The organism is Pseudomonas sp. YH-1, from assembly GCF_051990045.1.
Classification (GTDB): domain Bacteria; phylum Pseudomonadota; class Gammaproteobacteria; order Pseudomonadales; family Pseudomonadaceae; genus Pseudomonas; species Pseudomonas nicosulfuronedens.
In genome coordinates, this window is the sequence record NZ_CP178184.1 from 3,555,875 (window position 1) to 3,580,885 (window position 25,011).

Genomic DNA, 25,011 nt, shown 5'->3' on the forward strand with positions numbered 1-25,011 from the left:
CGAAAGGGGCCGTCCGCTTCACCGGAATAAGGATTGAGACATGAGCCAGAAATTCGACGTGGTTGTGATTGGTGCCGGCCCTGGCGGCTACGTAGCCGCTATTCGTGCCGCCCAACTCGGCCTGAAGACCGCTTGCATCGAGAAATACATCGGTAAAGAGGGCAAGGTCGCTCTCGGCGGCACCTGCCTGAACGTAGGCTGCATTCCGTCCAAGGCCCTTCTGGACAGCTCCTGGAAGTACAAGGAAGCCAAAGAAGGCTTCGACATCCACGGTATCTCCACCGGCGGCGTGAAGATGGACGTTCCGGCGATGATTGCCCGCAAGGCCAACATCGTGAAGAACCTGACCGGCGGCATCGCCACCCTGTTCAAGGCCAATGGCGTAACCTCCTTCGAAGGCCACGGCAAGGTCCTGGCCAACAAGCAGGTCGAAGTGACCGGCCTGGACGGCAAGACCCAGGTTCTGGAAGCCGACAACATCATCATCGCCTCGGGCTCCAAGCCGGTCGAGATCCCGCCGGCCCCGCTGACCGAAGACGTGATCGTCGACTCCACCGGCGCCCTGGAATTCCAGAGCGTGCCGAAGAAGCTGGGCGTGATCGGCGCTGGCGTCATCGGCCTGGAACTGGGTTCGGTCTGGGCTCGCCTGGGCGCTGAAGTCACCGTCCTGGAAGCCCTGGACAAGTTCCTCCCGGCTGCCGACGAGCAGATCGCCAAGGAAGCCCTGAAGGTCCTGACCAAGCAAGGCCTGAACATCCGCCTGGGCGCTCGCGTCACCGGTTCGGACGTGAAGAAGAAGCAAGTCACCGTGACCTTCACCGACGCCAACGGCGAGCAGAAGGAAACCTTCGACAAGCTGATCGTGGCCGTGGGCCGTCGCCCGGTGACCACCGACCTGCTGGCCGCCGACAGCGGCGTGACCCTGGACGAGCGCGGCTTCATCTTCGTCGATGACCAGTGCAAGACCAGCGTTCCGGGCGTCTACGCCATCGGTGACGTGGTTCGCGGCGCCATGCTGGCGCACAAGGCCTCGGAAGAGGGCGTGATGGTTGCCGAGCGCATCGCCGGCCACAAGGCCCAGATGAACTACGACCTGATTCCGTCGGTGATCTACACCCACCCGGAAATCGCATGGGTCGGCAAGACCGAGCAGCAGCTGAAAGGCGAAGGCGTCGAAGTCAATGTCGGCACCTTCCCGTTCGCCGCCAGTGGCCGTGCCATGGCTGCCAACGACACCACCGGTCTGGTCAAGGTCATCGCCGATGCCAAGACCGACCGCGTACTGGGCGTCCACGTGATCGGCCCGAGCGCCGCCGAGCTGGTTCAGCAGGGCGCGATCGGCATGGAATTCGGCACCAGTGCCGAAGACCTGGGCATGATGGTCTTCTCCCACCCGACTCTGTCCGAAGCGCTGCACGAAGCGGCCCTGGCAGTGAATGGCCACGCCATCCACATCGCCAACCGCAAGAAGCGCTAAGGAACGGGACCACGGCGGGGAGGGCGGCAGTCTTTTGCGAGGGGCTGCCGCCCGACCCGCCGGATCGTTTCTCCCCCGAGGGGGACTCGGTCACAGGTGGCGTGGTGCCACGAGCGCCGCGCCGAATGCGCAATACCCAAGACGAAAACGGTAGACAAGCATGAATCTCCACGAATATCAGGGTAAGCAGCTGTTCGCTGAGTACGGCCTGCCCGTATCCAAGGGCTTCGCCGTCGACACACCCGAAGAGGCCGCAGAAGCCTGTGAAAAGATCGGTGGTACCGAGTGGGTCGTTAAAGCCCAGGTACACGCCGGTGGCCGCGGTAAAGCGGGCGGTGTGAAGCTGGTCAAGAGCAAAGAGGACGCCAAGGCGTTCGCCGCCAACTGGCTGGGCAAGCGTCTGGTGACCTACCAGACTGACGCCAATGGCCAGCCGGTCAGCAAGATCCTGGTGGAATCCTGCACCGACATCGACAAGGAGCTGTACCTCGGCGCCGTTGTCGACCGTTCCAGCCGTCGCATCGTCTTCATGGCCTCCACCGAAGGTGGCGTGGACATCGAGAAAGTGGCGCACGAAACCCCTGAGAAGATCCTCAAGGCCACCATCGATCCGCTGGTTGGCGCTCAGCCCTACCAGGGTCGCGAGCTGGCCTTCCAGCTGGGCCTGAAAGGCGATCAGATCAAGCAGTTCACCCACATCTTCGTCGGCCTGGCCAAGCTGTTCCAGGACTACGACCTGGCGCTGCTGGAAGTGAACCCGCTGGTGATCAAGAAAGACGGCAACCTGCACTGCCTGGATGCCAAGATCAACATCGACTCCAACGCCATGTACCGTCAGCCCAAGCTGCGCGCCATGCACGACCCGTCCCAGGACGACGCTCGTGAAGCCCATGCGCAGAAGTGGGAACTGAACTACGTCGCGCTGGAAGGCAACATCGGCTGCATGGTCAACGGCGCTGGCCTGGCCATGGGCACCATGGACATCGTCAACCTGCACGGCGGCAAGCCGGCCAACTTCCTCGACGTTGGCGGCGGTGCCACCAAAGAGCGCGTGACCGAAGCGTTCAAGATCATCCTGTCCGACAGCAACGTCGCTGCCGTTCTGGTGAACATCTTCGGCGGCATCGTTCGCTGCGACATGATTGCCGAAGGCATCATCGGCGCCGTGAAAGAAGTCGGCGTGAAAATCCCGGTTGTCGTTCGTCTGGAAGGCAACAACGCCGACCTCGGCGCCAAGGTCCTGGCCGAAAGCGGTCTGAACATCATCGCGGCGACCAGCCTGACCGACGCTGCCCAGCAAGTCGTCAAGGCCGCGGAGGGTAAGTAATGAGCGTCCTGATCAATAAAGACACCAAAGTCATCTGCCAGGGCTTCACCGGCTCGCAGGGTACCTTCCACTCCGAACAAGCCATCGCCTACGGCACCAAGATGGTTGGCGGCGTGACCCCCGGCAAGGGCGGCACCACCCACCTGGGCCTGCCGGTGTTCAACACCGTCAAGGAAGCCGTGGAAGCTACCGGCGCTGACGCTTCGGTCATCTACGTTCCGGCTCCGTTCTGCAAGGACTCGATCCTGGAAGCGGCCTTCGGCGGCATCAAGCTGATCGTCTGCATCACCGAAGGCATCCCGACCATCGACATGCTGGAAGCCAAGGTCAAGTGCGACGAGCTGGGCGTACGCCTGATCGGCCCGAACTGCCCGGGCGTGATCACTCCCGGCGAGTGCAAGATCGGCATCATGCCGGGTCACATCCACCTGCCGGGCAAGGTAGGCATCGTGTCGCGTTCCGGCACCCTGACCTATGAAGCAGTGAAGCAGACCACCGACGCCGGCTTCGGCCAGTCCACCTGCGTGGGCATCGGTGGTGACCCGATCCCGGGCTCCAACTTCATCGACATCCTGAAGCTGTTCCAGGAAGACCCGAAAACCGAAGCCATCGTCATGATCGGCGAGATCGGTGGTTCGGCTGAAGAAGAAGCCGCTGCCTACATCAAGGCCAACGTGACCAAGCCGGTGGTGTCCTACATCGCTGGTGTCACCGCACCGCCCGGCAAGCGCATGGGCCACGCCGGCGCCATCATCTCCGGCGGCAAGGGCACTGCGGACGAGAAGTTCGCCGCCCTGCAGGACGCTGGTGTGAAAACCGTGCGTTCCCTGGCTGACATCGGCAAGGCCCTGGCCGAGCTGACCGGCTGGCCGGTCAAGTAAGCGCCTCGCTTATTTAACCGTCCGTCAACAGAGGCCACCTTCGGGTGGCCTCTGTCGTTATGGCTGCGTCTACAAAGTGTCGTTCAGGCGACATCGCCGATCATTGCGCGGACGATCTGACGTATGTCAGTGCAGTTCATCGGAATAGATCGTTAGGCTAGCAACTATATGAAGCGTCGCGTTCCCCACAAGGGAAGGCTCGCTCACCGTCAATTCCTACCCGGAGGCGACGGCGATTCCTGACCGGCAAGGATGTCGGGATAACCAGAATGCAGGAGCAAACGGGCCACGAGCCCTTGGAAAACCTCTGCTATCGGACTTCCAAGAACAACTCTCCGTACCGATGACAGCAGCATCACAGGAGGCGCAGGCGTGAGCCGGCCAATCCCGTTCGATGCGGCTTTGTCACGTCCGTACGGCGTGCGTGCCTTGGGAGACCACGAAACCGTTTCAGCACTGTGGTATTTCCCTTCATGAAAGTCTTGAAAGGCCAGGACGTCCTGGCACTTGGTTTTATGACCTTCGCGCTGTTCGTCGGCGCGGGCAACATCATCTTCCCGCCGATCGTGGGTCTGCAGTCGGGACCGCACGTGTGGATGGCCGCGCTGGGCTTCCTGATCACCGCCGTTGGCCTGCCGGTGATTACCGTGGTTGCCCTGGCCAAGGTCGGTGGTGCGATGGACACGCTGAGCCACCCCATCGGCAAGGTCGCCGGTGGGTTGCTGGCGGCTGTCTGCTACCTGTCGGTTGGACCGCTGTTCGCCACCCCGCGTACCGCCACCGTCTCCTTCGAAGTCGGCCTGGCGCCGCTGACCGGGGAGGGCGCGCTGCCGCTGTTCCTCTACAGCCTGGTGTACTTCCTGATCGTGCTGGTGATCTCGCTGTATCCGGGCAAGCTGCTCGATACTGTTGGCCGCTTCCTTGCGCCGCTGAAGATCATCGCCCTGGCCGCACTGGGCATCGCCGCCTTCATGCTGCCGGCCGGTCCCATCGGCGTTGCTGAGCCGGCCTACCAGACGGCCGCGTTCTCCCAGGGCTTCGTCAATGGCTACCTGACCATGGATACCCTCGGCGCGCTGGTCTTCGGCATCGTCATCGTCAATGCGATCCGTTCCCGTGGCGTGCAGTCGCCGCGGCTGATCACCCGCTACGCCATCATCGCCGGCCTGATCGCCGGGGTGGGCCTGGCGCTGGTGTACATCAGCCTGTTCCGCCTGGGTGCCGGCAGCCACGACATCGCCGCTGGTGCAGCCAATGGCGCAGCCGTGCTGCACGCCTACGTGCAGCACACCTTCGGCTCGCTGGGCAGCACCTTCCTCGCCGTGCTCATCGCGCTGGCCTGCCTGGTCACCGCCGTGGGCCTGACCTGCGCCTGCGCCGAGTACTTCTGCCGCATCCTGCCGCTGTCGTACCGGAGCCTGGTGATCATCCTGGCCGGCTTCTCGCTGCTGGTGTCGAACCTGGGTCTGACCAAGCTCATCCAGTTCTCGATCCCGGTGCTGACCGCCATCTACCCGCCGTGCATCGTGCTGGTGGCGCTGAGCTTCTGTGCCAGCCTGTGGCGTTCGCAAACCCGTATCGTCGCCCCGGTCATGGTCATCTCCTTCGTCTTCGGCATCATCGACGCGCTGAAAGGCGCCAAGCTCGATGCCTGGATGCCAGCCTGGATGGAGCACCTGCCGCTGGCCGAACAGGGCCTCGCCTGGCTGATCCCCTCGGTGGCCATGCTGGCCGTGATGGTGGTGATCGACCGTCTGCTGGGCAAACCCCAGGAAGCGATGGCCTGATATCCCGCCATCCCTGAAAAAGGCCGCCCACAAGGCGGCCTTTTTATTTTCCCAGAATATCTCAGAACGTCCCATTTTTCGCCTGGAGGCCCCGTGTTTGCTGGGTTTCGTGATCGAGTGAGTCTCAAGACGTCCCAAGACGCTTGACTGAATCCCAGTGAAAGTGGGGGAATAAGTGGGGGGTTGAGTGGGGGGTTGGCAGTGAGTGGCCTCCTTGTTTTAAGACGATAGAGGAGCTCTGGGGATGGGGAAGTTAACCGCTAAGCAGGTGGAGAACCTTCTGCAGGCAGGTAGCTATGAGGATGGAGAAGGGTTGCGGATAACCGTCCAAACCTCGGGCAGGAAGAGCTGGATATTCCGGTATCAACTAAATGGCCGTCGCCGCGAGATGGGAGTGGGCGCCTATCCCCAGGTGGGGCTGAAGGACGCTCGTCTGGCATGCAGCGCTCTTCGCCTTCAAATCAGCTCGGGTATTGATCCTTTAGAGGCTCGCGATGCTGAACGGCGAGCTCGTGAAGATGCCGAGAGAGAAAGGCTGGCTCGGCTGAAGACATTTGAGCTAATTGCAAGGGAATACTTCGAAGCGCATAGCGGGGGGTGGTCTGATCGTTGGCGCAAGGGGTGGATTCGCAAGCTAGAAATCTACGTCTTTAGCAGCATCGGTAAGCTCAGTCCTAGAGACGTATCGACCGAAGATGTCTTAGGTATTTTGAGACCAATCTGGGCTGTCAAAAGCCGTACTGCGGATGAGGTGCGCTCGCAAATTGAGCAAGTTCTAGATGCTGCTAAAGCCCGGGGTCTTCGAGACGGTGAGAACCCTGCGCGCTGGAAAGGCCACCTGGACAATCTTCTGAGCAGGTCTGATAAGAAGAAGGCACGGACCAGTAAGAGCTTTGTTGCTCTAAAGTGGAAAGACGCTCCAGCATTGATGCGCAAGCTTGGTGAACTGAATATTAGGAACGCTCAGGCTTTGCAGTTCCTGCTACTCACCGGTGCACGCAGTCATATGGTTCGGTTCGCCAAATGGGATGAGTTCGACTGGGAAAAGCGGACCTGGAATCTCGAAGGCTCTCGGATGAAAACACGCCAGCCATTTACAGTTCCTTTGGCTGACGAGGTTGTCGCGTTTCTTGAATCAATCCCGAGGGTAAAAGACTCCCCGTATGTATTTCCTGGGCATGGTAGGTCTGGGGTTATGCACGCAAATGGCATGCGAAATCTTCTGCTCGATGATTTGGGGTATGAGGATGTGACTTGCCACGGTTTCCGCTCGACGTTCCGGGATTGGGCGGGGGAGTGCACCAACTATCCGAGAGAGGTCTGCGAGTTGTCTTTGGCGCATGATGAGCGGAGTAGCACGGAGAGCTCGTACTCACGAACCGATTTTTTAGAGAAGCGCCGACCTTTGATGGCCGACTGGGCGAGGTTTCTTTTGGAGGTGACTGATTCGGTAAATTGATGTTCTTCTTTTCGATCCCGTCACCGGAGGGCATTTGTGCTTACCAGTAGGACAGTATCTTTTGCTTAGGTGTTGGGGTTCTTAGGGCCTGCGTCGGTGAATCGAGAGATCGCTCGGCTGTAACCATTGCGTACCCCAGAAGAGAAGAACCCTCCACACTGCGATTTACGTGTGCAACCGTCGCATTCAGGAACATATTCGTTTTTCCAGTCACTGATGGACTTGCGGTAATAGGGGAGTACGTCGTCGTTCACCAGGCACAGCTGGTGGTTATAGACCGAGACGTTCATGCGATAGGCCGCCAGAATTCCTACTGCCTCACTCAAGACGTCTCGGTAGTCCGCGGGGTCAATCCATAGGGCGTCCAGATTGGCGCGTGTGAAGCCGATCATCTCCAGCCCCATCAGCGTCACGTGATCGACGAACAGTAGGTTCCTTGCGATGTATTCGCACAGCTGCGGCAGGCGACTGATTGACTGCTTGTGCACCACGATCCGAATCTCAACCTTCTGACCAAGACGCTTGAGGTTGAGGATTCCTTGTACGGTTTCCTGGAATGCCCCCGGTGCTTGAACGATGTAGTCATGCAGGTCGGGATCATCGGAGTAGAGCGGGATTCCGATCATGATGTCGGGGTGATCGATCTCGGCATACTGGCGAGCAAAATTCTCGTCAGCGAACGTACGTCCATTGGAGAGCACATGGACGACAGTCCTCGGCAGATACGACTTCATCATCCGGATGAGATTGATGAATCGAGCGCCGGCCAGCGTCGGTTCCCCGCCTGAAAAACCTACCTCAGGTGTCTCCCTGGGGATCAGGGGAATCAGCGTCTCAAGTTCATCGAGGATCCAGCTGTCGTCGATGTTCTTGGGGGGCTGAGAGCACATCAGGCAGTAGTGGTTGCACTGCTCTGTCACCAATAGCGAGTTGTGACCGGAGTTGGCCCTGAATAGCACTCGGATCGCCTGGCCGTCCAGCCGGATGATGTCGTTGTGGCCTAGGTAGTCGTAGTCATTGGGCAGCAGAGTGAAGGAGCTTTTGCCTTCCAGTTCTTGGGTACGCCAATCAAGAGATTCCGGGAATAGGTAGTGCTGGTAGCCTGCCGGAATATCTTGCGAAGAAACCAGAAATGCTCGAGTCGTTCGTAGCACCATCGGAAGCTCCGGGTTGGTGCTGACCTGCAGAAGCAATGGCCGATCCTGGACTTCGACGAGTTGGATTCGACCGACTTTCCCAGCGAGTTTCAGCATGCGTTTGCCCACTGCATGAAGAGGCGGCGAGTGGATGCATCAGACTGCATCAGGCCGATGAGATGTTTGAAGATGGTCATGTTCCGCTTGCAGAACGAGGACTCAGCTTTGCGGCCCAGGACGTCTTTGAAGATGGCGTGATGGAAGACTGGCTCAGCGCCGCAATAGGACTCAAAGGCACAATCGGAGCACATCGGCGCACTTAGCGTGAAGGACTGCTCCAAAGCATCGAGCAGCGCATCGGAGAGGATGATGTCTTCGTAGCTGCCAGTCAGGATGTTGCCCAGCCGGAACGACTGGTCACCCATCTCTGCGAGCATCCGGCTCTCGTCCGAGGCGTAGACCGAACCGTCGTAGTTGAAGACGATCGCAGCAATGCCGGCGCCGGCGGGGTTCATCAGGTCGACGTAGCCCGGATCATTGCTAGTCAGCATTTTCTTCAAGACCAGCGATGCATAGTGCTCAACGAAGGGGATGCCTGCCTTGTTCAGCTCAAGGATGTACGCGAGCCCTTCCTTGTAGAACTCCAGCCAACGCTCCGTATCGTAGGTCATGAATTTGCGTGTTTTGATCGCAAATCCATACGGAGAAAGTGCTCGCAGAAAGATGCCGTTGAAACCCAGGCGGACGTACTCATCGATGATCTCTCGGACGCGAGCCAAGCTCTTATCTGTCGTAGTCATCAGGGCGCTGACTCTGTCCACGCCGAGGACATTTCTAGCCTTGGTCAAGCCTGCTTCGAAGCGCTCGTAGCTATCACGACCGACGCGCGGGCGATTTGCGTTGTGCAGGTCTGCTGGGCCATCGAGCGAGGTTGACAGGATGATGTCGTGCTCGTGGCAGAACTCAAGGACTTCGTCCGTGAGCAGTGAAAGCGTGGTGGCGATAACAAATTCCAGGTCGCGCTTTTCAACCAGGTTGCGCCGTTTGGCGGCCTCGACCACATAGCGCACCATCTCGAAATTCAAGAGCGGCTCGCCGCCCTGGAACTCGATCTTGATCGCTGGGTTGGGGGATCGGAAAACGAAATCCAGCGACTTATCTGCCATCTCTGGCGTCATGTCGAACGAGGTTTCCCCGTCCATCTGCCGGGACACTTGGCAGTATGGGCAGCTGTGGTCACACCGCAGGGTCACGACAAAGATGTGCAGGCTGGTGAAGCCGGCTAATCGCGAAAGTCGTGTGCGTAGTTTCAGCGCAAGCAGATCCAGCGGTGCCTGCTCATCGGCGTATCGGATGAAATGCTTGGCACGTAGCGACGCGTACAGCGGATGCTCAGCGGTCAGATCTTTGGAGAGGAGGGCGCGCAACTCCGGCATAGGCACGACAAGGTGTTCGCCGGTCATGTTGGTAATGACATAGTCATCACCCTCGAGACGATCGAATTTGAACGGCAGCAGCTCGTACCCATCTCGCCGGGTATAGGCATCCAGTCCCTGGAATTTACTCACTTCAGTTCAGCCTGGCGTTGGAGAAAGCCAATCCCATGATGAGGTTTCGGATGGGAGCGGTTTCAGTCTGAAGCTGCGCACGCAGCTGGTAGTCGAGGACGTCCTTGCGGAATTCTTCGACAGCGCGTTCAAACGCGTCTTGCTCAGTTGTGATGTTCCCGATCAGCCTGCAAATCATGCTCCCGCCATCGACCTTAAGATCGAGCGTGAAGGCGTGCATAGAGCGATATGCCGCCTTCTGGATCGCTTCGGCACCGTACAGCTGACTGTCGAAGGTCAGCTCAGCGAGACCAGCCATTAGCGGCTCGAATAGTGCGAGCTGTGAGAGCTATGGGATGCATGCGAGCTATGCGAGTAGTGAGCAGCAACCATCTGGCCGTCTTCACCACGCTTAAGGATGAAGCTGAAGAGGTTCTCACCTTGGCGGCCGGTGACCACTTGCTCGCCGACGTTGACGATAGGCAGTGCCGCAGCCTGGTTCTCAATGACGGTGTCTTCCGTAGCTTTATCGGTATTGGTGATGGCAGTGGATGCAGATGCTTGGTTAGCGGTTACCGCAGCGGTAAGCGTGGCGAGCGGCAGTAGGAATTCGCGCTTTTTCATCTCAACGTCCCTTTGAGTAGTGTGGATATGTCGGCACTATATCGATGTTACAAAAAGAGTCAAAGTGCCATTAGTCAGTGTGGGCAGTAGCTGCCGTTGAGCTCCTAACCTAGCTGGGCAGTCGCTAATGCCTTTTTTGCTTACCGGGGTGGTTAAAGGTGCTCTCCTTTTGCCCTTCCGATGCTGTTGATCGCTTGAGCTAAGGCTTGAGTGCGCCCGACGCAGGAGATCTGAATGCGCTCCAGCAAACCTGTGCTGCTCGTAAACTGCACCTCTTCGTAGCGTACGACGGGCAGCTTGCGGTTATTTTTGAAGCGCTTGTCCGGTCCACCTTTCTTGTTCACGAATTTCCAAGTCGTGCTGACGATCTCAGAGTCCTTAGGGACGGCGCCGTCTTCGATGAAATTTGTCGTGGAGATGTCGATTCGTAGGTTTTCGTAAGAGACAGCACCGACACCATTGGCTTCGAATACCAGTACCTTGTCCGGGAAAAAATACAGCGTCTGACGGCCAACCGGGATGCTTGGGGTTGCGACATTGGTTTTGACGAAGGGTGGATTTTTCAGTCCCAGGGCTATCGAGCTTCTGGTGACTAAGTGACTGGCGCCGGCGTGGTACTTGCGATCTGTTACTTTCCCCTGGGCTTGTAAATGCCAGGTCGCACGGCAGCTTCTGACTCCTTCGAAGGCCGCATGCAACTGCTCGACAACACCTGAAAATTCCGACTCGATGTCGTACAGCATTACGGTCGTTTTTCTCAATTGATCCCAGTAATAAGCTGCCGCCGTCAGCAAGCCACCTGCGATTAGCACAGTGAGGCCAGCCCAAGACGGTAGTTGCTTGTTGGCGATGAGAACGTATGCGCCGACCGTGAGAGCAGTGATAAAGGGCCAAAGACGTATACGTCTGCGCTTGGTGTTGAGTTCTTCGACGAGCGCCTGAGATGAAGAGTCCACCATCAGGCCGATCTCGCCACTGTCAATTTCCCTGAGGGGCTCATGCGTGCTTGATTGGATCTCCTGTGCGGGAGGCGGAGTGGGCCTCGATTTGGGGGTAGCAGTAGTGGGGGGAACACCTTGCGATGAGAGCGTTTGGCGGTAGTAGAAACCGCCGCGCCCCATGTGGATGTAGTTTCCTTTTGGGCCGGTCCCAACCCGCAGTCCTTTGATGCCTGCTGAGACCCCTATCCCGGATTTTGACAAGTTGAACTTGAATGGCCCGACGCGAACGGACTTGCGAATGTATAAACCCATGTTCCCTCCGGGTATGGCGACGGACGCCATACGGCTGGAGAGTCTTCCACCGTATGGCCGTCGTTTTGCGCGATAGCTGGTTCTGGAGCGCCGCCAGCTGTTCAGGAGAACAGCTTGTCGATCACCCCTTGGATCCTTGCTCGTGCTGAGGCAGATACTTTGCTCAGTCCGAGTTCCCGCGCCATGGCATATAGCAGGTCATCGCCAACAAGACTCTGATCAGCTAACGAGCGAGCGAGCGCAAGAAGCTCCAAGCCGCATATCTCGTCTACCGGGCGAATACTGTTGGCATCGGCTGGTTGCCGGTACACGATGGACTCGCGATCGGCTAAGCGTCGAGGCCAGTAGAACTGGCCAAGTTCGTCTTCAACCTTGCTTTGTTCACGATCTGCCACGGAGGCTACTCGATCACGAATTCTTGCCCCGGTTTTCTTCCATCCGTGAACACGGGCGATTCGGCGTGCAAGCGTTGTGTCGAGAATAGGGCCTTCTTCTTCGATGACGTGCTTGATCATCATGTCCAGGACGGTGTCATAGCTCGCCTCGAAGAATGCGTCTGGGTCTACACCTTCCACGGCGCTCAGCGGGTCGCTCTCACGGTAGAGAGCGAAGCCAATTGCGGTACGCCCTGTGTCGTTTTGGGGGCGCGCATAGCGCGCCATCGGCATCTCGGCCTCTTCGGGTTCAGCTTCCGGCTCTACGGAGCCGTCAGCTTCTTTGAGATGAGAGCGGTCGACTGGCAATTCAACGACATTGTCTTCAAGTGGAACTTCGCTCTTAGCTGCCATAGCCGCCAACTGCTCTTGGACTTCCCGTGCCGCGCGGTGCTGTCTGCTTTCGACCAACAGAGTTTCAAGGCGCTCGTGAATCTTCTGAGCGGTACCCTGGCCGTCGATCCACCAGTCAGTCGACCAGATGCGAAGGATTTCCCATCCAAGGCCTCTGAGTACCTGTTCGCGGAGCTTGTCGCGATCACGAGCTGTTGCGCTGCGGTGGTAGGTTGCTCCGTCGCACTCTATGCCGGCGAGGTAACGGCCTGGGGCATCGGGATCGACTACTGCCAGGTCGATTCGGAATGACGACACGCCGACCTGAGTGACAACTTGCCATCCCTTAAGGCGCAACGCGTTTGCAACGGCCTCTTCGAAAGGACTGTCGTATCCGCCCAGGCTGCCAGTGTCTATCTCGGCCAGTGCACGAGCACCGCGGTCTGCAAATTCAAGGAAGTGCTTGAGATCGCGTACACCCAATGCCTGAGTGCGTGCCAAATCGATTTTCTCGGCTCGCAGTGTGCTGAAGACACGAAGCTCATGGCGGGCTCGGGTAACGGCAACGTTGAGCCTGCGCTCGCCGCCAGTACGGTTGAGCGGGCCGAAGTTCATCGCCACATTGCCCGCTGCATCTGGTCCGTAGGTGATCGAGAAATACATGATGTCTCTCTCGTCACCCTGCACGCTCTCCAGGTTCTTCACGAAGACGGGTTCTAGCTCGCTCTCCGAGAAATAGCTTTCCAGCGCGGGATCCTTTCTACGCTCGGTATCGAGAAGGTCTTCAATTAGCTTCTGCTGCTCACCGTTGAAGGTCACGACACCGATGGTCAGTTTGCTCTCTTTGAATCCGGGGCTGCGAAGACGGCCGATCAAGTCGCCAACCAAGGCTTTGGCCTCAGCCGGATTGGTACGTGCCGACCCTTTCTCATAGACACCGTTGACGATGTGCAGGCTGACAGCGCGATCGGTGGTAACAGGGGAGGGGAACGTTACTAGCTTGGATTCGTAGTACCTTTGATTCGAGAACGCGATCAGGCTTTCATGCCGGCTGCGGTAGTGCCAGTTAAGGTTTCGGATTGGCAGGTTAGCACTGATGCACTCGTCCAAAATGCTTTCAAGGTCGGCTTCGACATCAGCGTCATCCTGAGTTGATTCAGCTCTATCAAAGAACGATGTTGGTGGAAGCTGTTTGGGGTCTCCGACCATCACCACTTGCTTGCCTCGAGCGATCGCACCGATCGCGTCCCATACCGGAATTTGCGACGCCTCGTCGAAGATCACTACATCGAAGACGCTCGAGTTTGCGGCCAAGTACTGGGCGATGGAGAGAGGGCTCATCAACAAGCACGGCGTAAGCTTGGTGAGCGCGTCGGGGATCTTCGACATCAGCTCACGCAGCGGCAGGTGGCGAGTTTTTTTCGTGATCTCGTGCCTAAGCACACCCCATTCCGAGTTCTTGCTCACCGAGTCCTGGGTAGGTAGTTCAGCGCAAAGGCGTGCACGCAACAGATCGCGAGTAAGCGCGGTGAAGCGATCGTCCAATGCTCGGAAGTCGCGAATACGTTGCTCATGCTCGACGCTGACGAATGTGCGAATGACAGGCTCATGATCAACAGCCGTGTTGAGCCACCAACGCGCGTAGTTTGTCTCGAAGGACTTGCGTACGGATCCCTGCGGTACGTGGCCGGCTTTTAGGGCATCAACTAAAGGCAGCAGGCCAAGCGCTGATGCTTCATCGCATGCCTTCTTCCAAGCACACCAAGCGCGTAAGCCATTGCCAGCTTGCACAATTTGCTCGCAGTGAAGGCGCTGCTGGGTGAGGTCTTGTTCACCAAATCTTGCCGCATCCTCTGCTATGAATTGCCCAGCTTCGACAAACGTGTGTGTCTGCGTGATGTAGTGGTCCAGCGAATCTAGTAGCTCGCGTCCTGCTTGAGTTAACGGAGCTTCGGGTTCGAGTAGTGCGTTGGCGTCGCCGAGCAAGCGCGCCAGGGCAGACTTCACACCTTCGACATGCTCAGGCGTTTGGACAAGTGCGGAGATTGCTCCGGCTAAGTGTGCATGGAACTTCAGTACGCGAGAGACCGCATCCTCTTTTGTTTGCAGCCCCAGCCAGAGACCCGAGGTTAGCTCACGTAGGTCAGTCAGATTGCCCAGCTCTCGCTCGATTGTCTCACGTTGCCTGAGAGTCCTTAGTTCGCTCTGGAGCGAATCGCCACAAGCACCGCTGGCGACGAGCTCATGCTCTTCCTCAAGTCGACCCTCGTGCTGAACCGGCCGCCGTGCACGTTGGAATGCCATCGCTGCGTTGAGTGCCTTTGCCTCAGTCTGCAAGCCGGACCAGAGCGAGCCCGTGGCCTTGGAAAGTGGCTCCAGCGTAGAAATCTCACTCTCGATAGAACGAATTTCCCGCATGCGCTCAAGTGTCTCTTTGATCGCGAGGCCGGCTTTCCCTTGAGTGATGAGATCGAACCCTTCATCTGACCATTGACGGCCCTCAGCAGAAGCTGCAAGCGCTGCCTGTGCTCGCATGGTCACTGCAAGAAGTGCTGGATCTGTTTTGGAGCCATTCCAGACAGGGCTACCGGCCTGTCCTGGATCGATAGCATCCAATCGAGCTCGGAGCTCGCGAATAGCGATCCAGCGTTGAAGGTCCTCAGCTATGGATGTAGGCGACGGGGATACTTGAGTACCTGTTAATAAGCCTCGAATCTTGCGCTGGACGAGCCAGGATTTGGGCCAGAATGCCTCACTTCCTATTTCCCATTCTTTCAGAAGGGCTTGGACATCCAAGGCTTCGATCGTGTCGTTGTAGGCGACAGATAGGGACTGTTTGATTCGCTCAGCCTCTGTGAGGGTCTCCAAGCCTTGGTTGAGCAAAATCATGCCCGCCACTGGCCAGGGTTCGGGGAGGCCGGATCTAAGCTCCGCATGCCGAGCCAATAGACCGACTCCGCGCTGACAGTCTTCCAGCGTGCTGGATGTCCAGAAGGCTGGGAGTTTTTGATTGAGGGCACGGTGTTGCTCAATGAGCTTCACGCCTGCTTCTAAGCGTTGCCCGATGGCCCGTGCATCGGGGCGTAGGACAAAGCTCCAGTTCTGTCCGGCGGCAGAAGGAAGGAGTTTCGCCAACGCACCCAGTCCCCTGAGAGTCCTGCTATTGGCTGGCAGCGAAGGCAAACCCGACATCTGGCAATAGCGCTCACTCGCCTTTTGCACAACAGATATGGATGGGCCAAGTTCACGTGCTGATTCGATGACCTTGTGCTGCCAAGTCGGAGACCAATCGTTTTTCCCGATCAGGTGCAACGGGTGTTGGTTTAACGTACTGAATCCGACAGCTTGCGCATTCACCTCGAGCCGATCCGCAACTTCTCGTAGTGCAAGCATGTCAGCGGATTGGTGCTGCGAATGAGATAGCCAGGCGAGATTTATGGGTGCGAGATCCTGGTTGGTACTGACGATGCCAATAGCGTTGTAGATCGTGTACCCGTTGGGATAGCACTCATGTAGCCGTTCGACATACAGGTTCAGGACGTCGCGATGCCCCTGGAGGCGCTGGGCCTCGATTTGCCAAGTCGCGGCATCCGCAGTGCCGCGAGCCTCCCATGCAGAGTGTAGTTGGGAGAGAACTTCGGTTTTCTTCGACTTGCTCGAGTGAACCTCAAGACAAAATTCGCCCAGTCCGACTTCTCGCAGTCGTCGATAAACTACGTCTAGTGCAGCGATCTTCTCGGAGACGAACAGCACTCGTTTCTGCTGAGCGATGAACTGGGCGATCATGTTCACGATCGTCTGACTCTTGCCGGTGCCAGGTGGGCCGATGAGCACAAAATCGTGCCCTTGAGCCGCCGACAACACAGCTGATAGTTGTGACGAATCAGAGGGAAGAGGGCAGAAGACCTTCTGTGGGCTGTACTGCGAATCCAGTAGACGTTCTTCTGGGAATGTGCCGCTCCCGCCACCGTCAAACGCATCGCGGGGCGTATCCAGTAGATGCTTGACCACGGGACTCTGACGGAGGGCTTCAGAACGCTCCGATAGATCCTTCCACATTAGGTATTTGGCGAACGAGAACATCGATAGCACGACGTCTTCGCTGACTTCCCAACCTTTGATGTCTTTGACCGCTTGAGCGACCGTTCGCCAAATCAGCGCGACGTCCAGACCTGAATCATCTTTTGGAAGCTCACCCTCACCGATCCCCAGGCTAAGTTCAAAGTCCTGGCGAAGCATTTCCTGCAGGGTTGGGTTGAATCGCGGCTCGTCATCGTGAATGACCAGCGTAAAGCCCGCGCGCGCGCTCTTTCGCTCTAGCGTTACGGGGACCAAAATCAGTGGGGCCCGATAGCGTTGGCTTTCTCGGTCTTCTCGTGTCCAGGTCAAGAATCCAAGTGCTAAGAAAAGAGTATTGGAGCCCCCCTCTTGAAGGTTCGTGCGCGCACCGCGATAAAGCTCGGTGAGTCGGGTGTCGAGCTCCGAGACGGGCAGACCCACGAACACCTCTTTGCGCTTTAGTGCGTCCAAGGCGTGCTGACGTCGCACATCTTCTCGCTCTCGCTCTTCATGCAATGCTTGGTCGCGAGGATCAGAACCATCCATGAGGTCTGGTCGAGTCAGCAGCTTCAACTGCTGACCGCTGGCGAGAATGTCCTCCAGTGCGGCAGCGTCGGGAGCCTCCAGGCGTACCGCTTTCTTCCCTGCTTTGAAATTCAACAGGTTGTTGCGCAAGGACAGGTCCAGCAGCTTTCGTTGCCAGCGCGCGAGGCGGTCCTTTGGATCCAGCGAGGCAACATCAAACTCCACGGGGGCTTCATCTGGAAGCTCAGGTGGCAGGTCGATAAGTAGTTCCTGCCCCTCGTTGTGCTGCTCGTGATCCGTGCTGCTCAGAACTGGTGTCGCCTCCGCACTGGCCAAAGGCTTGATTCGCTGTAGCCGAGCACGACGGATATCTAGTGCGAGCTCAAAGTCGTGTTCCTGTCCTTCAGCGAGGTGCTGAGCGCCGCGCTCGATCGCGTAAGAAAGTGAAGGTGTGTTTGGTTGGGTGATCAGCGTGGTTTCGAAAAGTTTCAGTTCGTTGAGCTTTACCCGCTTACGCAGAGCGGTGATGTCGTCGACGGTGCTGTTGGAGAACTCCTCAGCTTTGAGCCAGAAGCCTGAAAATGCGTGGCCACGAGTGAAGATCAGCAAGGAGTTTAGGCCCGCCTGCTCCAGTGCGGCGCAGAACAGCAGAGACAGGTCAAAACAGGTTGCCAGACCACTCTCAAGGATGTGGCTTGGGCTACGGACTTTCTGGCCGAACTGTTCGAAACTGGCGGGCGGAAGGGCATAGTCCAACTTGAGGGATGCGACTGCAGCCCAAATGGCTGAGGCAATCTCCCACGCATGTGCGGAGCCGCCGGAGTAACCATTGAGAGCGGGATCTTTCCCTTGTGCTCGTAGCAACTCCGCTGCCTTCTTCAACAACCGTTCGACTGCAATGTCGTTAGGTTGAACAAAAGCGGCTGTCATGTCGGGAAGATGTGATAAACCGCCCCAGTGGTTGCGGGGAAGGAGCTCCAAAGCCAACTCAAGGCGAGCGATTTCTTGGCGCTCTGTGTCACTAGTGCCTTGAGCTGTCAGAGCTAGGGTGACAACCGCTTGCTCGGCTTCAGTAAGCCGGGCGAGCAGGGCACCATCAATTTGTAGGTCTAGGCCTGGAATGGGTAGGAACGTGCCAGGCGAAAGCGTGTCGATGTGCCATGTTTTGGCTTTAAAGACGAGCGGGTCAGAAAGGAGTTGAAGTTCTAGGCCGCTGTATTTCCGATCCGTGTCGTTGACCAGACGCAGCTCTCGAATCACCGGTACCGAGTTCTGGAAGTCTGCCAGGTTTAGCTTTGCAACCAACGTGGCCTGGATGCGGACTGTTTTAATCGGAGCAGACTCAACAGCCTGAACGATTGCTTGTGTGTCCTGGGGCAGTTCGCTATCGGGCTGTTCAATCACTTCGTCACTCATACGGCTCTCCTTGTACCTACCCGACCATACGGCCAAGCGGCGGAAGGCTCTCGAGCCGAGTCCTCCCTCGGCACGCGCTTCCTTGCATAGCGCATCCTAGCCAAGGGGGAATGTGATGGCGAGTGGCCAAAAGATTCTGCTGACGAGTTGTTGCGCACATAGCGGATATAGCAGGTAGCGCGCGATGAGAGCGTGTCTTGACTGTCCTGAAATGCACAGCAAGGCCCGCCTCAGCACGAGTCTTCGCGCTGAGGCGGGCCTTTGGTCTAGAAAATTAGGATCTTTGGGCTAGAGGTTTATTTCTTCTTAGGTTTTCCAGCGTCGCTGCGTTTTTCACGTATACGGCCGTCGTTATTTCTGGACCGGGGCTGCTCTCCACCTCCGGGCTTGGGCACATTGACGTCGGGATTGATTGGGCGTCTGTCGGTCATAATCTCTTCCTAAGATTCAGACATATCATTGTCGCTAAGCTCGTTGCAGAGCTTACGACCCCTTGTTCCAATGAGGGCCAGGATCCAGGCAGATCAAAATTGTTGGGCCCATAATGCGGATCCCTGGCGCATGTTCCTTGATAGATCCACTGTTGTAGATTGTCCAGAGTCGCGGCCAGGATTTGTTGTACGGCAGCCTTCGCCTACAGCTCGTTAGGATCAGTTTGGCAGCGTTGTAGGACATATTGGACTAGTGCTCTGCCGCTAGATATCACCAATTGCTTCTACCGCATAAGTAATCCGCTTCGGTGGTTGCTCTCTGCCGCGAATCACGTCGACCTCCATGCGCCATTCAGTGTCTTGATGACGCAGGTTGCGTATTGCACCAAGCGTCGGGCAGGTTGCGGAATAGGCTGAGTACGAAATCCCGATAATCCAGGTACTTTTCGCAGAATTCCCTAGCGCGCAAGCTCATGAATACATAGGCGTCGGTATGTGGAGTGATCAAGCAAGCCTCTAGCGTGGGGTTGGCCAGCGCGACGTACTTGCGCTCTATTCGCAGGCTTTCGAAAGGATGCCTTGAGATAGAGGCTTTGATAGATAATTAGGCGTTCGCTTGGAGAAAGGTAGAAACACTTGACGGGCATTCCGAAGTCCATGTCGATGTCGTGGAGTGGTCGCTTTCAGATTCGTAATCTACTTGAAATAAATTTCTTGATATCAACTGCTGCTGCCTGGCCTGAAAATGGTGAAATCTCTTCGCTCTTGAGCGGATTCGAATAATTGTAAATTTGAATCCGGGTAGTGGTTGAAGATTACTATTTTTTTAGCTATTGTAATTGACCTATCCAGCTGTAGAACTAAAGGAAACCAAGTATGTCTAGACTCGCTGAGTTTCGTGCCGCAGAAAAAGCCCTCCAGGAGCAGCTGGCCTATCTGGAGTCTATGAAAAATGATGCTGGCCTCAAGCGTGAGATAAAATTCGAGGAAGACCTGAAGAAGCTGATGCAGGAATATGGTAAGAGCCTGCGTGATGTCGTTTCCATTTTGGATCCCGAGTCCCATCTTGCGGTTGGGAGGTCCGTGGTTCGAGGTTCTGCGACTCAACGTAAGGCCCGTGCCATTAAGGTCTACAAGAACCCGCACACCAACGAGGTTGTCGAGACCAAGGGTGGCAATCACAAGGTTCTGAAAGCTTGGAAAGCTGAGTACGGCAACGATCTTGTTGAGTCTTGGTTACAGCGCTGAAAAAGAGGCCGCAATCGCGGCCTTTTTTTTGGCCTGAGTTCAGATGTCTTCTTTACAGAAGGTGCGAGATGCTCCACGGGCGGCGCTTTTCGCATAACTCCTAATAGTATCAATATTAGTAAAGGCCGGTGCCGTAGATGTGCGCAAAGCCATCGATGACTCGGTGTATTAATTAATAGTAATTCTGTATGTCCATAAATTTCTGAATTTGGATGTGCCCTTGAGATATGGCGGTTATCTCGTCCGTGCTGCTGTTTTTGTAGTATGTCGCTATGGAAAAGGAGCGTGATTACCAATTTTAGATGTGAAACTATATTGTCGTTCCGTCGATGTCGGTGTGTCAGCTATGAGGGCCTGCTGTTAATGTGCACTTTTGAGGCGCGCCTGGTTTAACTTGGTCGTGCTTTTATGTCTTTAATGTTTTCTCCTTGTTGTGCAATCTTGCGGGCTATAGATTGGTTTTTCCTATGGTTTGGTCGGGTGTATTTCATGCAGGTTGGGGGGTGGAAGGCTAATGTTTAATTTTGAGGGTTTTCTCGATTTTGGTGTAAAAGTCTGTCGATTTTATTTATTCGTAAATAGCTTGTGAGTCATCCTTAGCGATCCTGCAAGGCTCCCTCTGTCTCCCAAATGCTAGTCATCGGCTATTTCACTGCCTTGTGTCGAATTTTTTAGATGTCAAGCGTAATATTGTCGAAATTAAGGTCGGCAATTGCTCTTCTGAAAGTGTCCTCTGGTGCCGGATTAATGTCCCTGGATGACAGTGCTTGACTTAAAAGTATTGTGCTTTGATTTTGGTTAAGGGGGTAGTCAGGTTAATAGCGATTGGATGGCTCTTGTCTGGAGTTTTGAAGGGAGGAATCAAGTGTTCAGAATAAGCTCAGGATTGATAAGTCAGCTAGTGAATGTCTTAAAGTATGAAGGCTTAGATACTGAGCGTTTGTGCCAGGAAGCGGGTGTTGACCGAAATAAGCTGCAAGCTACCGGCGGCTTCTTCGATTCGGATGATCTTGTCAGGCTGGCAGATATATCGGCTAAGGAATGTGGGGTGGCTCATGTTGGGTTGCGTGCCTATGAAAATTTCCTTCCTGGTGTATTTCAATTGGTGGGCTACGTCATTCTGTCGAGCCATAGTTTGATGGAAGGATTAGAGTACTTAGTGAAGTACTCGGAGTTGATAGGGAATGGATTGATAGTCGGACTGGATGACGAGGGGGGAGGGGTTAGAATTTGGTCGGTTGTTTATCAAGAGAATAAAAGCGAGGCTTCCCACGTCCTGCAGGACATAGCGGTTTCCTCGCTGTTAGGTTTCTTGAAGTGGGCCTTAGGAGGTCGGGAGGTACTGATTGAGGAGGTTGTTTTCTCTTATGAGGAGCCGTTGGATGTATCTGAGCACACGCGCCTATTCGGTAGCAATGTGAAGTTTGGCGCAGGTAGGACCAGCGTCGTGCTTGATAAGAAAATGCTATTAGAGCCTTTGAGTACTGCTGATGAAGGCTTGCTGATGATGCACGATAACTTTGCGAGATCGCAAGTAGATAGGCTCCGCCGGCTGACCTATAGCGATTCAGTGAGGAAAGTGCTTCTGGAGCAATTGGCACAAGGCGTGAGTGACATGAAGTCAGTTTCAGTGGCTCTAAAACTCGGGGAACGAACCTTGCAGCGTGGTCTGGCAAAGGAGGGGAGTAATTTCAAGATTCTATTGGATGAAGTTCGCAATCAATTGGCTGAATATTATCTGGCTCATGGTTCGCTAGATATCTCTAAGATATCGGAGTTGCTAGCATTTAAGGAGGTTAGCAGTTTCCATAAGGCCTGTCGTCGCTGGTTTAAGATGAGCCCTGGAGTGTTTAGAGCTAACAAGCTGAAGAGGATACTGCCTGCGCAGAACTAGCGAAATGGGGCGCGGGCCTTAGTGCGCTGTGACAGCGAGAGATTTCAGGACGTTTAGGTGTGAGGGGACACCTTGGCGGTTTCGTGGGATATTGCTTTATTATTCCAGCTTAGCGATCATTGATAAAAAGCAATGACCTATGTGTTGCCTTGGGTTTTTGTGCTTGTTTGTTTATGGTTTTTGTCTGGGCTGACTGTTTGTGAGCTTTTGAAGTTTTTTATAGTTCCTTTGTCATGGTCTGTTGTTTGTTTTTCCTGAGAGGCTATCCGCCTTTTTATGTGATTTCCTCAGGATTGACGCCTGGTTAGTTTAAGCAAGGTCAGTACGGACGCTGAGGCTGATGTTGATGGGGCAGTTTAATAGAAAGATTGTTCGGAGAAGGGTCCATTGTGGAGATTGCACCCTAGCTGAGCTTTGTCTGCCTTTTTCACTGGCGCATGATGAGGTTGACTTGCTTGATAAGTTGGTTAAGCGCAGTCGGCCAATTGAGCGGGGAGAGTTTTTGTTTCGCCAGGGAGAGGCTTTTCAGGCAGTATTTGCTATTCGCAGTGGGTCAGTTAAGAGTTTTTGTATCACTGACAGTGGCTTGGAGCAGATTACAGGTTTTCAATTTCCTAGTGAAATACTTGGAATGGCTGGTATGGATGAAGGTTTTTATCCAATGTCTGCGCAAGCACTTGAGTCTACATCTGTCTGCGAAATTCCCTTTGAACAGCTCGAGGAGCTGGCTGAGAAAATTCCCCAATTGCGGCGTCAGTTGATGCGGACGATGAGTCGCGAAATTAGGGTAGATCAGCAAATGATGTTGCTCTTGTCAAAAAAGGCTTCTGAAGAGCGAATAGCCACTTTTCTACTGAATTTTTCTGCTCGACTTAGTACTCGTGGGTATTCTGCGAACGTCCTTCGTCTCAGCATGTCCCGCAGTGAAATCGGTGATTATTTAGGGGTCGCGATGGAGACGGTCTCGCGAGCATTTGCGAGGCTGCAGCAACGTGGGTTGATTACGGTGCACGGAAAAGAGCTGGAGATAGTCGATTATACAAGATTGTGCCAGTTGGCCGGCGGAGCAGGTGATGGGTCTACATGATGAAGAAGGTCTTTTCTTCCTGCGGGTTTTCGCATGTTTGTAAAGCTCTGGATGATATTGGTTGCTGTTACTTGCACTCTCTCAGCCATACTGCTTGCAGTGGCTCTTGTTTTGGGGTTTGTACTCTTCATGGAGGGATTTGAGAGTGGGACTTTAAGTGAGCGGGCCATGTCCTTCTTGGGGGGAGGTTTGGTCATTTTTCTTGTCGTGGCTATAGTTTATTCGGCTGCTCCCTTGAAGCGTCTTAGCGACTTGTGGGGGGGGAGGTTCTGATCAAGTTTCTTGCTTGTTTTGTTGCGTGGGTGTCTTTCCTGTTACGAGATTTCCATATACAAGCACCGCGGTAGCGCCTGAATAGTATTTACGAAAATTCTTAGCCCCCCCCTTACTATTCATCCTTCGCAATATGTGATCCCAACGCGGTGGACAGCAAAGTTTCGGCTAACGTTGGGGTAACCGCAGGCCGGCTAGGCGGGAGTACTTATGTGCTGCCGCATAGCCGATGCTGGAGCAGGTTAACTTTGATTAATGGGTATGGAGCACTGCGTGCCTCCGCATGGTGTATGGGCGATAGAAGGGGGGGTGTCCCAACCGATCAGTGCACCTCCACGAACGCTACCCGGGGCGTGGTCACAGGTGGCCAAAATGTCTCCACCCGGTGCAGGGCTACCAGGTTTCAGCAAGCTCCAACGATTATGGTCCCAGTCCGCACTGTTGTGCGCGCTCACGCCCTCGGAAGTTGGGTGCTGGACAGACTTTCCGTGTTTGTTGCCTGGGCCAAAGGAGTACACCAGTCGCTTGTAGTCAACGTCTGCAGGCGGTTTGGGAATGGGGCTTGCTTTGTCGAGATCTGCTCCGTGGTGAGGCGCGACCAAGCCCACAGGGGGAAGCGGAGCCAAGCTCTCCATGAAGTATAGATAATCGCAGTCGCCGGTAAGCAGCCAGCTCCTAGCAGGTACGTGGTTAGGTTCCTCGATAGCTAGGACGATGCCTGTTCCATTTCGGTCCGCACCCTCTCCGCGCATAAAGCGAATTCGCCTTTGAGGCGAAAGTGCCGCATTGCCAATCTCACCTGGTGCGGGATCGTAGATGAAAAATTCCCCGCCATTTCTGATTACATCATGGGCGAAAGCGATGTGCAGTGGTCCGACGTCCTGCATCGGGGCGATCCATTTTCTTTTAAGCGCAGGGTAAGTGTTATTGACCATGACCGCGTAGGCGCCGGCCCAATGATCGGCATCCCAGTGGGATAGCAGAATTGGCGGTTCCATCGTAAAGCAGAATGCGAGCGGGTAAGGGGTTGTGTGCTGGTTTCGATAAACCCCTGCACCGAGATCGTAGTAATGCGTTGGTATTCTTGCGTAGGAAAGCAGTGCATTGGCATTGCCTTGCCCTACGTCATATACCGCCAATAGGTCGGCCACCGCGGTGGATAGCTCGCTCTCCAGCTGCTTGGTGGTTAAGGTTGGAAGGTGTGCCAGCGAGAAGATCGCCGACAGTGCCCGATTCTTTCGCGACGACGGCATCCTCCCGCGCACGTAAATCGGCGTTGGTGCGCTGAAAAGCCCAGGATAGAGCTGTGCCACGACGCCTTTTGGATCCACCTGGCGGGAGACAATCACCTCAAACCACATTTTCTCAAGATCTCCGGCTACGTTGCGCAGGGCTCGAGGGTTGTCTATCGGAGGTAGAGACGGCTGGCCGAAAAAGCCTTGCCCATCGCCCAGTTTGAGTTCTAGTCGGTACATTGGCATCGACTCAAACGGATTGGGTGCGTCATGTGGACTTAATCGCTTCCACTCCTTCCAGGCATCTGCTGTACCCATGGGGTTCGCCATGTTGAGTAGCGGATTCTGTTGCCCTTGCTGGTCGAGCCATTTCGCATCGACCAGATCAAACGCCAGAAGAACGGACTTGGCGTCTGTGTCTATTTCCAGATGATCGAAGCGGGCATAGGTGCGCGAGGGAATTCGCGCATCGGGGGGTACCTCTTTGGGGTATTCCTCTTTGGGGAGGTCTTCATTTGGACGAGCGCTGCGGCGAAAGTGAGTATTCATCGTTTCTAATCTCGGCGGGTAAGTAGTGGAAAAAGC

15 protein-coding genes are annotated in these 25,011 nt (G+C 55.7%); 8 read left to right on the forward strand and 7 right to left on the reverse strand.

Features of this window, described 5'->3' with window-relative positions:
- The first annotated feature begins 40 nt into the window (after nt 1-40).
- From lpdA to ACKI1H_RS16590, 5 genes are all read left to right on the forward strand, one after another.
- Nucleotides 41-1,477, forward strand: a complete 1,437-nt coding sequence (gene lpdA / locus ACKI1H_RS16570) for a dihydrolipoyl dehydrogenase (RefSeq protein WP_138525722.1) — start codon at nt 41-43, stop codon at nt 1,475-1,477.
- 160 nt (nt 1,478-1,637) lie between these two features.
- Entirely contained in the window at nt 1,638-2,804 is a 1,167-nt protein-coding gene (sucC, locus tag ACKI1H_RS16575) for an ADP-forming succinate--CoA ligase subunit beta (protein ID WP_015477516.1), read from the forward strand.
- A complete protein-coding gene (gene sucD, locus ACKI1H_RS16580; RefSeq protein ID WP_038803160.1) occupies nt 2,804-3,685 on the forward strand; it encodes a succinate--CoA ligase subunit alpha in 882 nt (293 codons plus the stop codon). The genes sucC and sucD overlap by 1 nt, the downstream gene beginning before the upstream one ends.
- A 473-nt stretch (nt 3,686-4,158) precedes the next feature.
- Nucleotides 4,159-5,472: a branched-chain amino acid transport system II carrier protein gene (brnQ, locus tag ACKI1H_RS16585; RefSeq protein ID WP_138525721.1), complete on the forward strand. Its 1,314-nt coding sequence runs from the start codon at nt 4,159-4,161 to the stop codon at nt 5,470-5,472.
- 244 nt (nt 5,473-5,716) lie between these two features.
- On the forward strand, nt 5,717-6,931 hold the full coding sequence (locus ACKI1H_RS16590; protein WP_017516595.1) for a tyrosine-type recombinase/integrase: 1,215 nt from the start codon (nt 5,717-5,719) through the stop codon (nt 6,929-6,931).
- Between the two features lie 65 nt (nt 6,932-6,996).
- Here the strand turns inward: ACKI1H_RS16590 and hxsC are convergent, their stop codons facing one another.
- From hxsC to ACKI1H_RS16620, 6 genes are all read right to left on the reverse strand, one after another.
- Nucleotides 6,997-8,184 (reverse strand): His-Xaa-Ser system radical SAM maturase HxsC, encoded by a 1,188-nt coding sequence (gene hxsC / locus ACKI1H_RS16595; protein WP_440465624.1) that lies wholly within the window; start codon nt 8,182-8,184, stop codon nt 6,997-6,999.
- Nucleotides 8,178-9,635, reverse strand: coding sequence for a His-Xaa-Ser system radical SAM maturase HxsB (gene hxsB / locus ACKI1H_RS16600; protein ID WP_440465625.1), 1,458 nt, complete (start codon nt 9,633-9,635; stop codon nt 8,178-8,180). Before hxsB ends, hxsC begins: the two co-directional genes overlap by 7 nt.
- Nucleotide 9,636: 1 nt before the next feature.
- Nucleotides 9,637-9,933: a His-Xaa-Ser system protein HxsD gene (gene hxsD / locus ACKI1H_RS16605; protein WP_440465626.1), complete on the reverse strand. Its 297-nt coding sequence runs from the start codon at nt 9,931-9,933 to the stop codon at nt 9,637-9,639.
- Nucleotides 9,933-10,238 (reverse strand): His-Xaa-Ser repeat protein HxsA2, encoded by a 306-nt coding sequence (hxsA2, locus tag ACKI1H_RS16610; protein WP_440465627.1) that lies wholly within the window; start codon nt 10,236-10,238, stop codon nt 9,933-9,935. The genes hxsD and hxsA2 overlap by 1 nt, the downstream gene beginning before the upstream one ends.
- Before the next feature lie 152 nt (nt 10,239-10,390).
- On the reverse strand, nt 10,391-11,491 hold the full coding sequence (locus ACKI1H_RS16615; RefSeq protein WP_026078745.1) for a DUF4236 domain-containing protein: 1,101 nt from the start codon (nt 11,489-11,491) through the stop codon (nt 10,391-10,393).
- A gap of 101 nt (nt 11,492-11,592) precedes the next feature.
- On the reverse strand, nt 11,593-18,258 hold the full coding sequence (locus tag ACKI1H_RS16620; protein ID WP_440465628.1) for a DUF3320 domain-containing protein: 6,666 nt from the start codon (nt 18,256-18,258) through the stop codon (nt 11,593-11,595).
- Nucleotides 18,259-19,565: 1,307 nt separating this feature from the next.
- On the opposite strand from ACKI1H_RS16620, the gene ACKI1H_RS16625 reads away from it, so the two are divergent.
- The 3 genes from ACKI1H_RS16625 to fnr all read left to right on the forward strand — a co-directional run bounded on the left by ACKI1H_RS16625 (nt 19,566) and on the right by fnr (nt 22,918).
- Nucleotides 19,566-19,937, forward strand: coding sequence for a histone-like nucleoid-structuring protein, MvaT/MvaU family (locus tag ACKI1H_RS16625; protein WP_440465629.1), 372 nt, complete (start codon nt 19,566-19,568; stop codon nt 19,935-19,937).
- Nucleotides 19,938-20,802: 865 nt separating this feature from the next.
- On the forward strand, nt 20,803-21,831 hold the full coding sequence (locus tag ACKI1H_RS16630) for an AraC family transcriptional regulator ligand-binding domain-containing protein (protein ID WP_440465630.1): 1,029 nt from the start codon (nt 20,803-20,805) through the stop codon (nt 21,829-21,831).
- A gap of 346 nt (nt 21,832-22,177) precedes the next feature.
- Nucleotides 22,178-22,918: a fumarate/nitrate reduction transcriptional regulator Fnr gene (fnr, locus tag ACKI1H_RS16635; protein ID WP_440468876.1), complete on the forward strand. Its 741-nt coding sequence runs from the start codon at nt 22,178-22,180 to the stop codon at nt 22,916-22,918.
- A gap of 515 nt (nt 22,919-23,433) precedes the next feature.
- On the opposite strand, the gene ACKI1H_RS16640 is transcribed toward fnr, so the two are convergent.
- A complete protein-coding gene (locus tag ACKI1H_RS16640) occupies nt 23,434-24,975 on the reverse strand; it encodes a hypothetical protein (RefSeq protein WP_440465631.1) in 1,542 nt (513 codons plus the stop codon).
- Nucleotides 24,976-25,011: the final 36 nt, after the last annotated feature.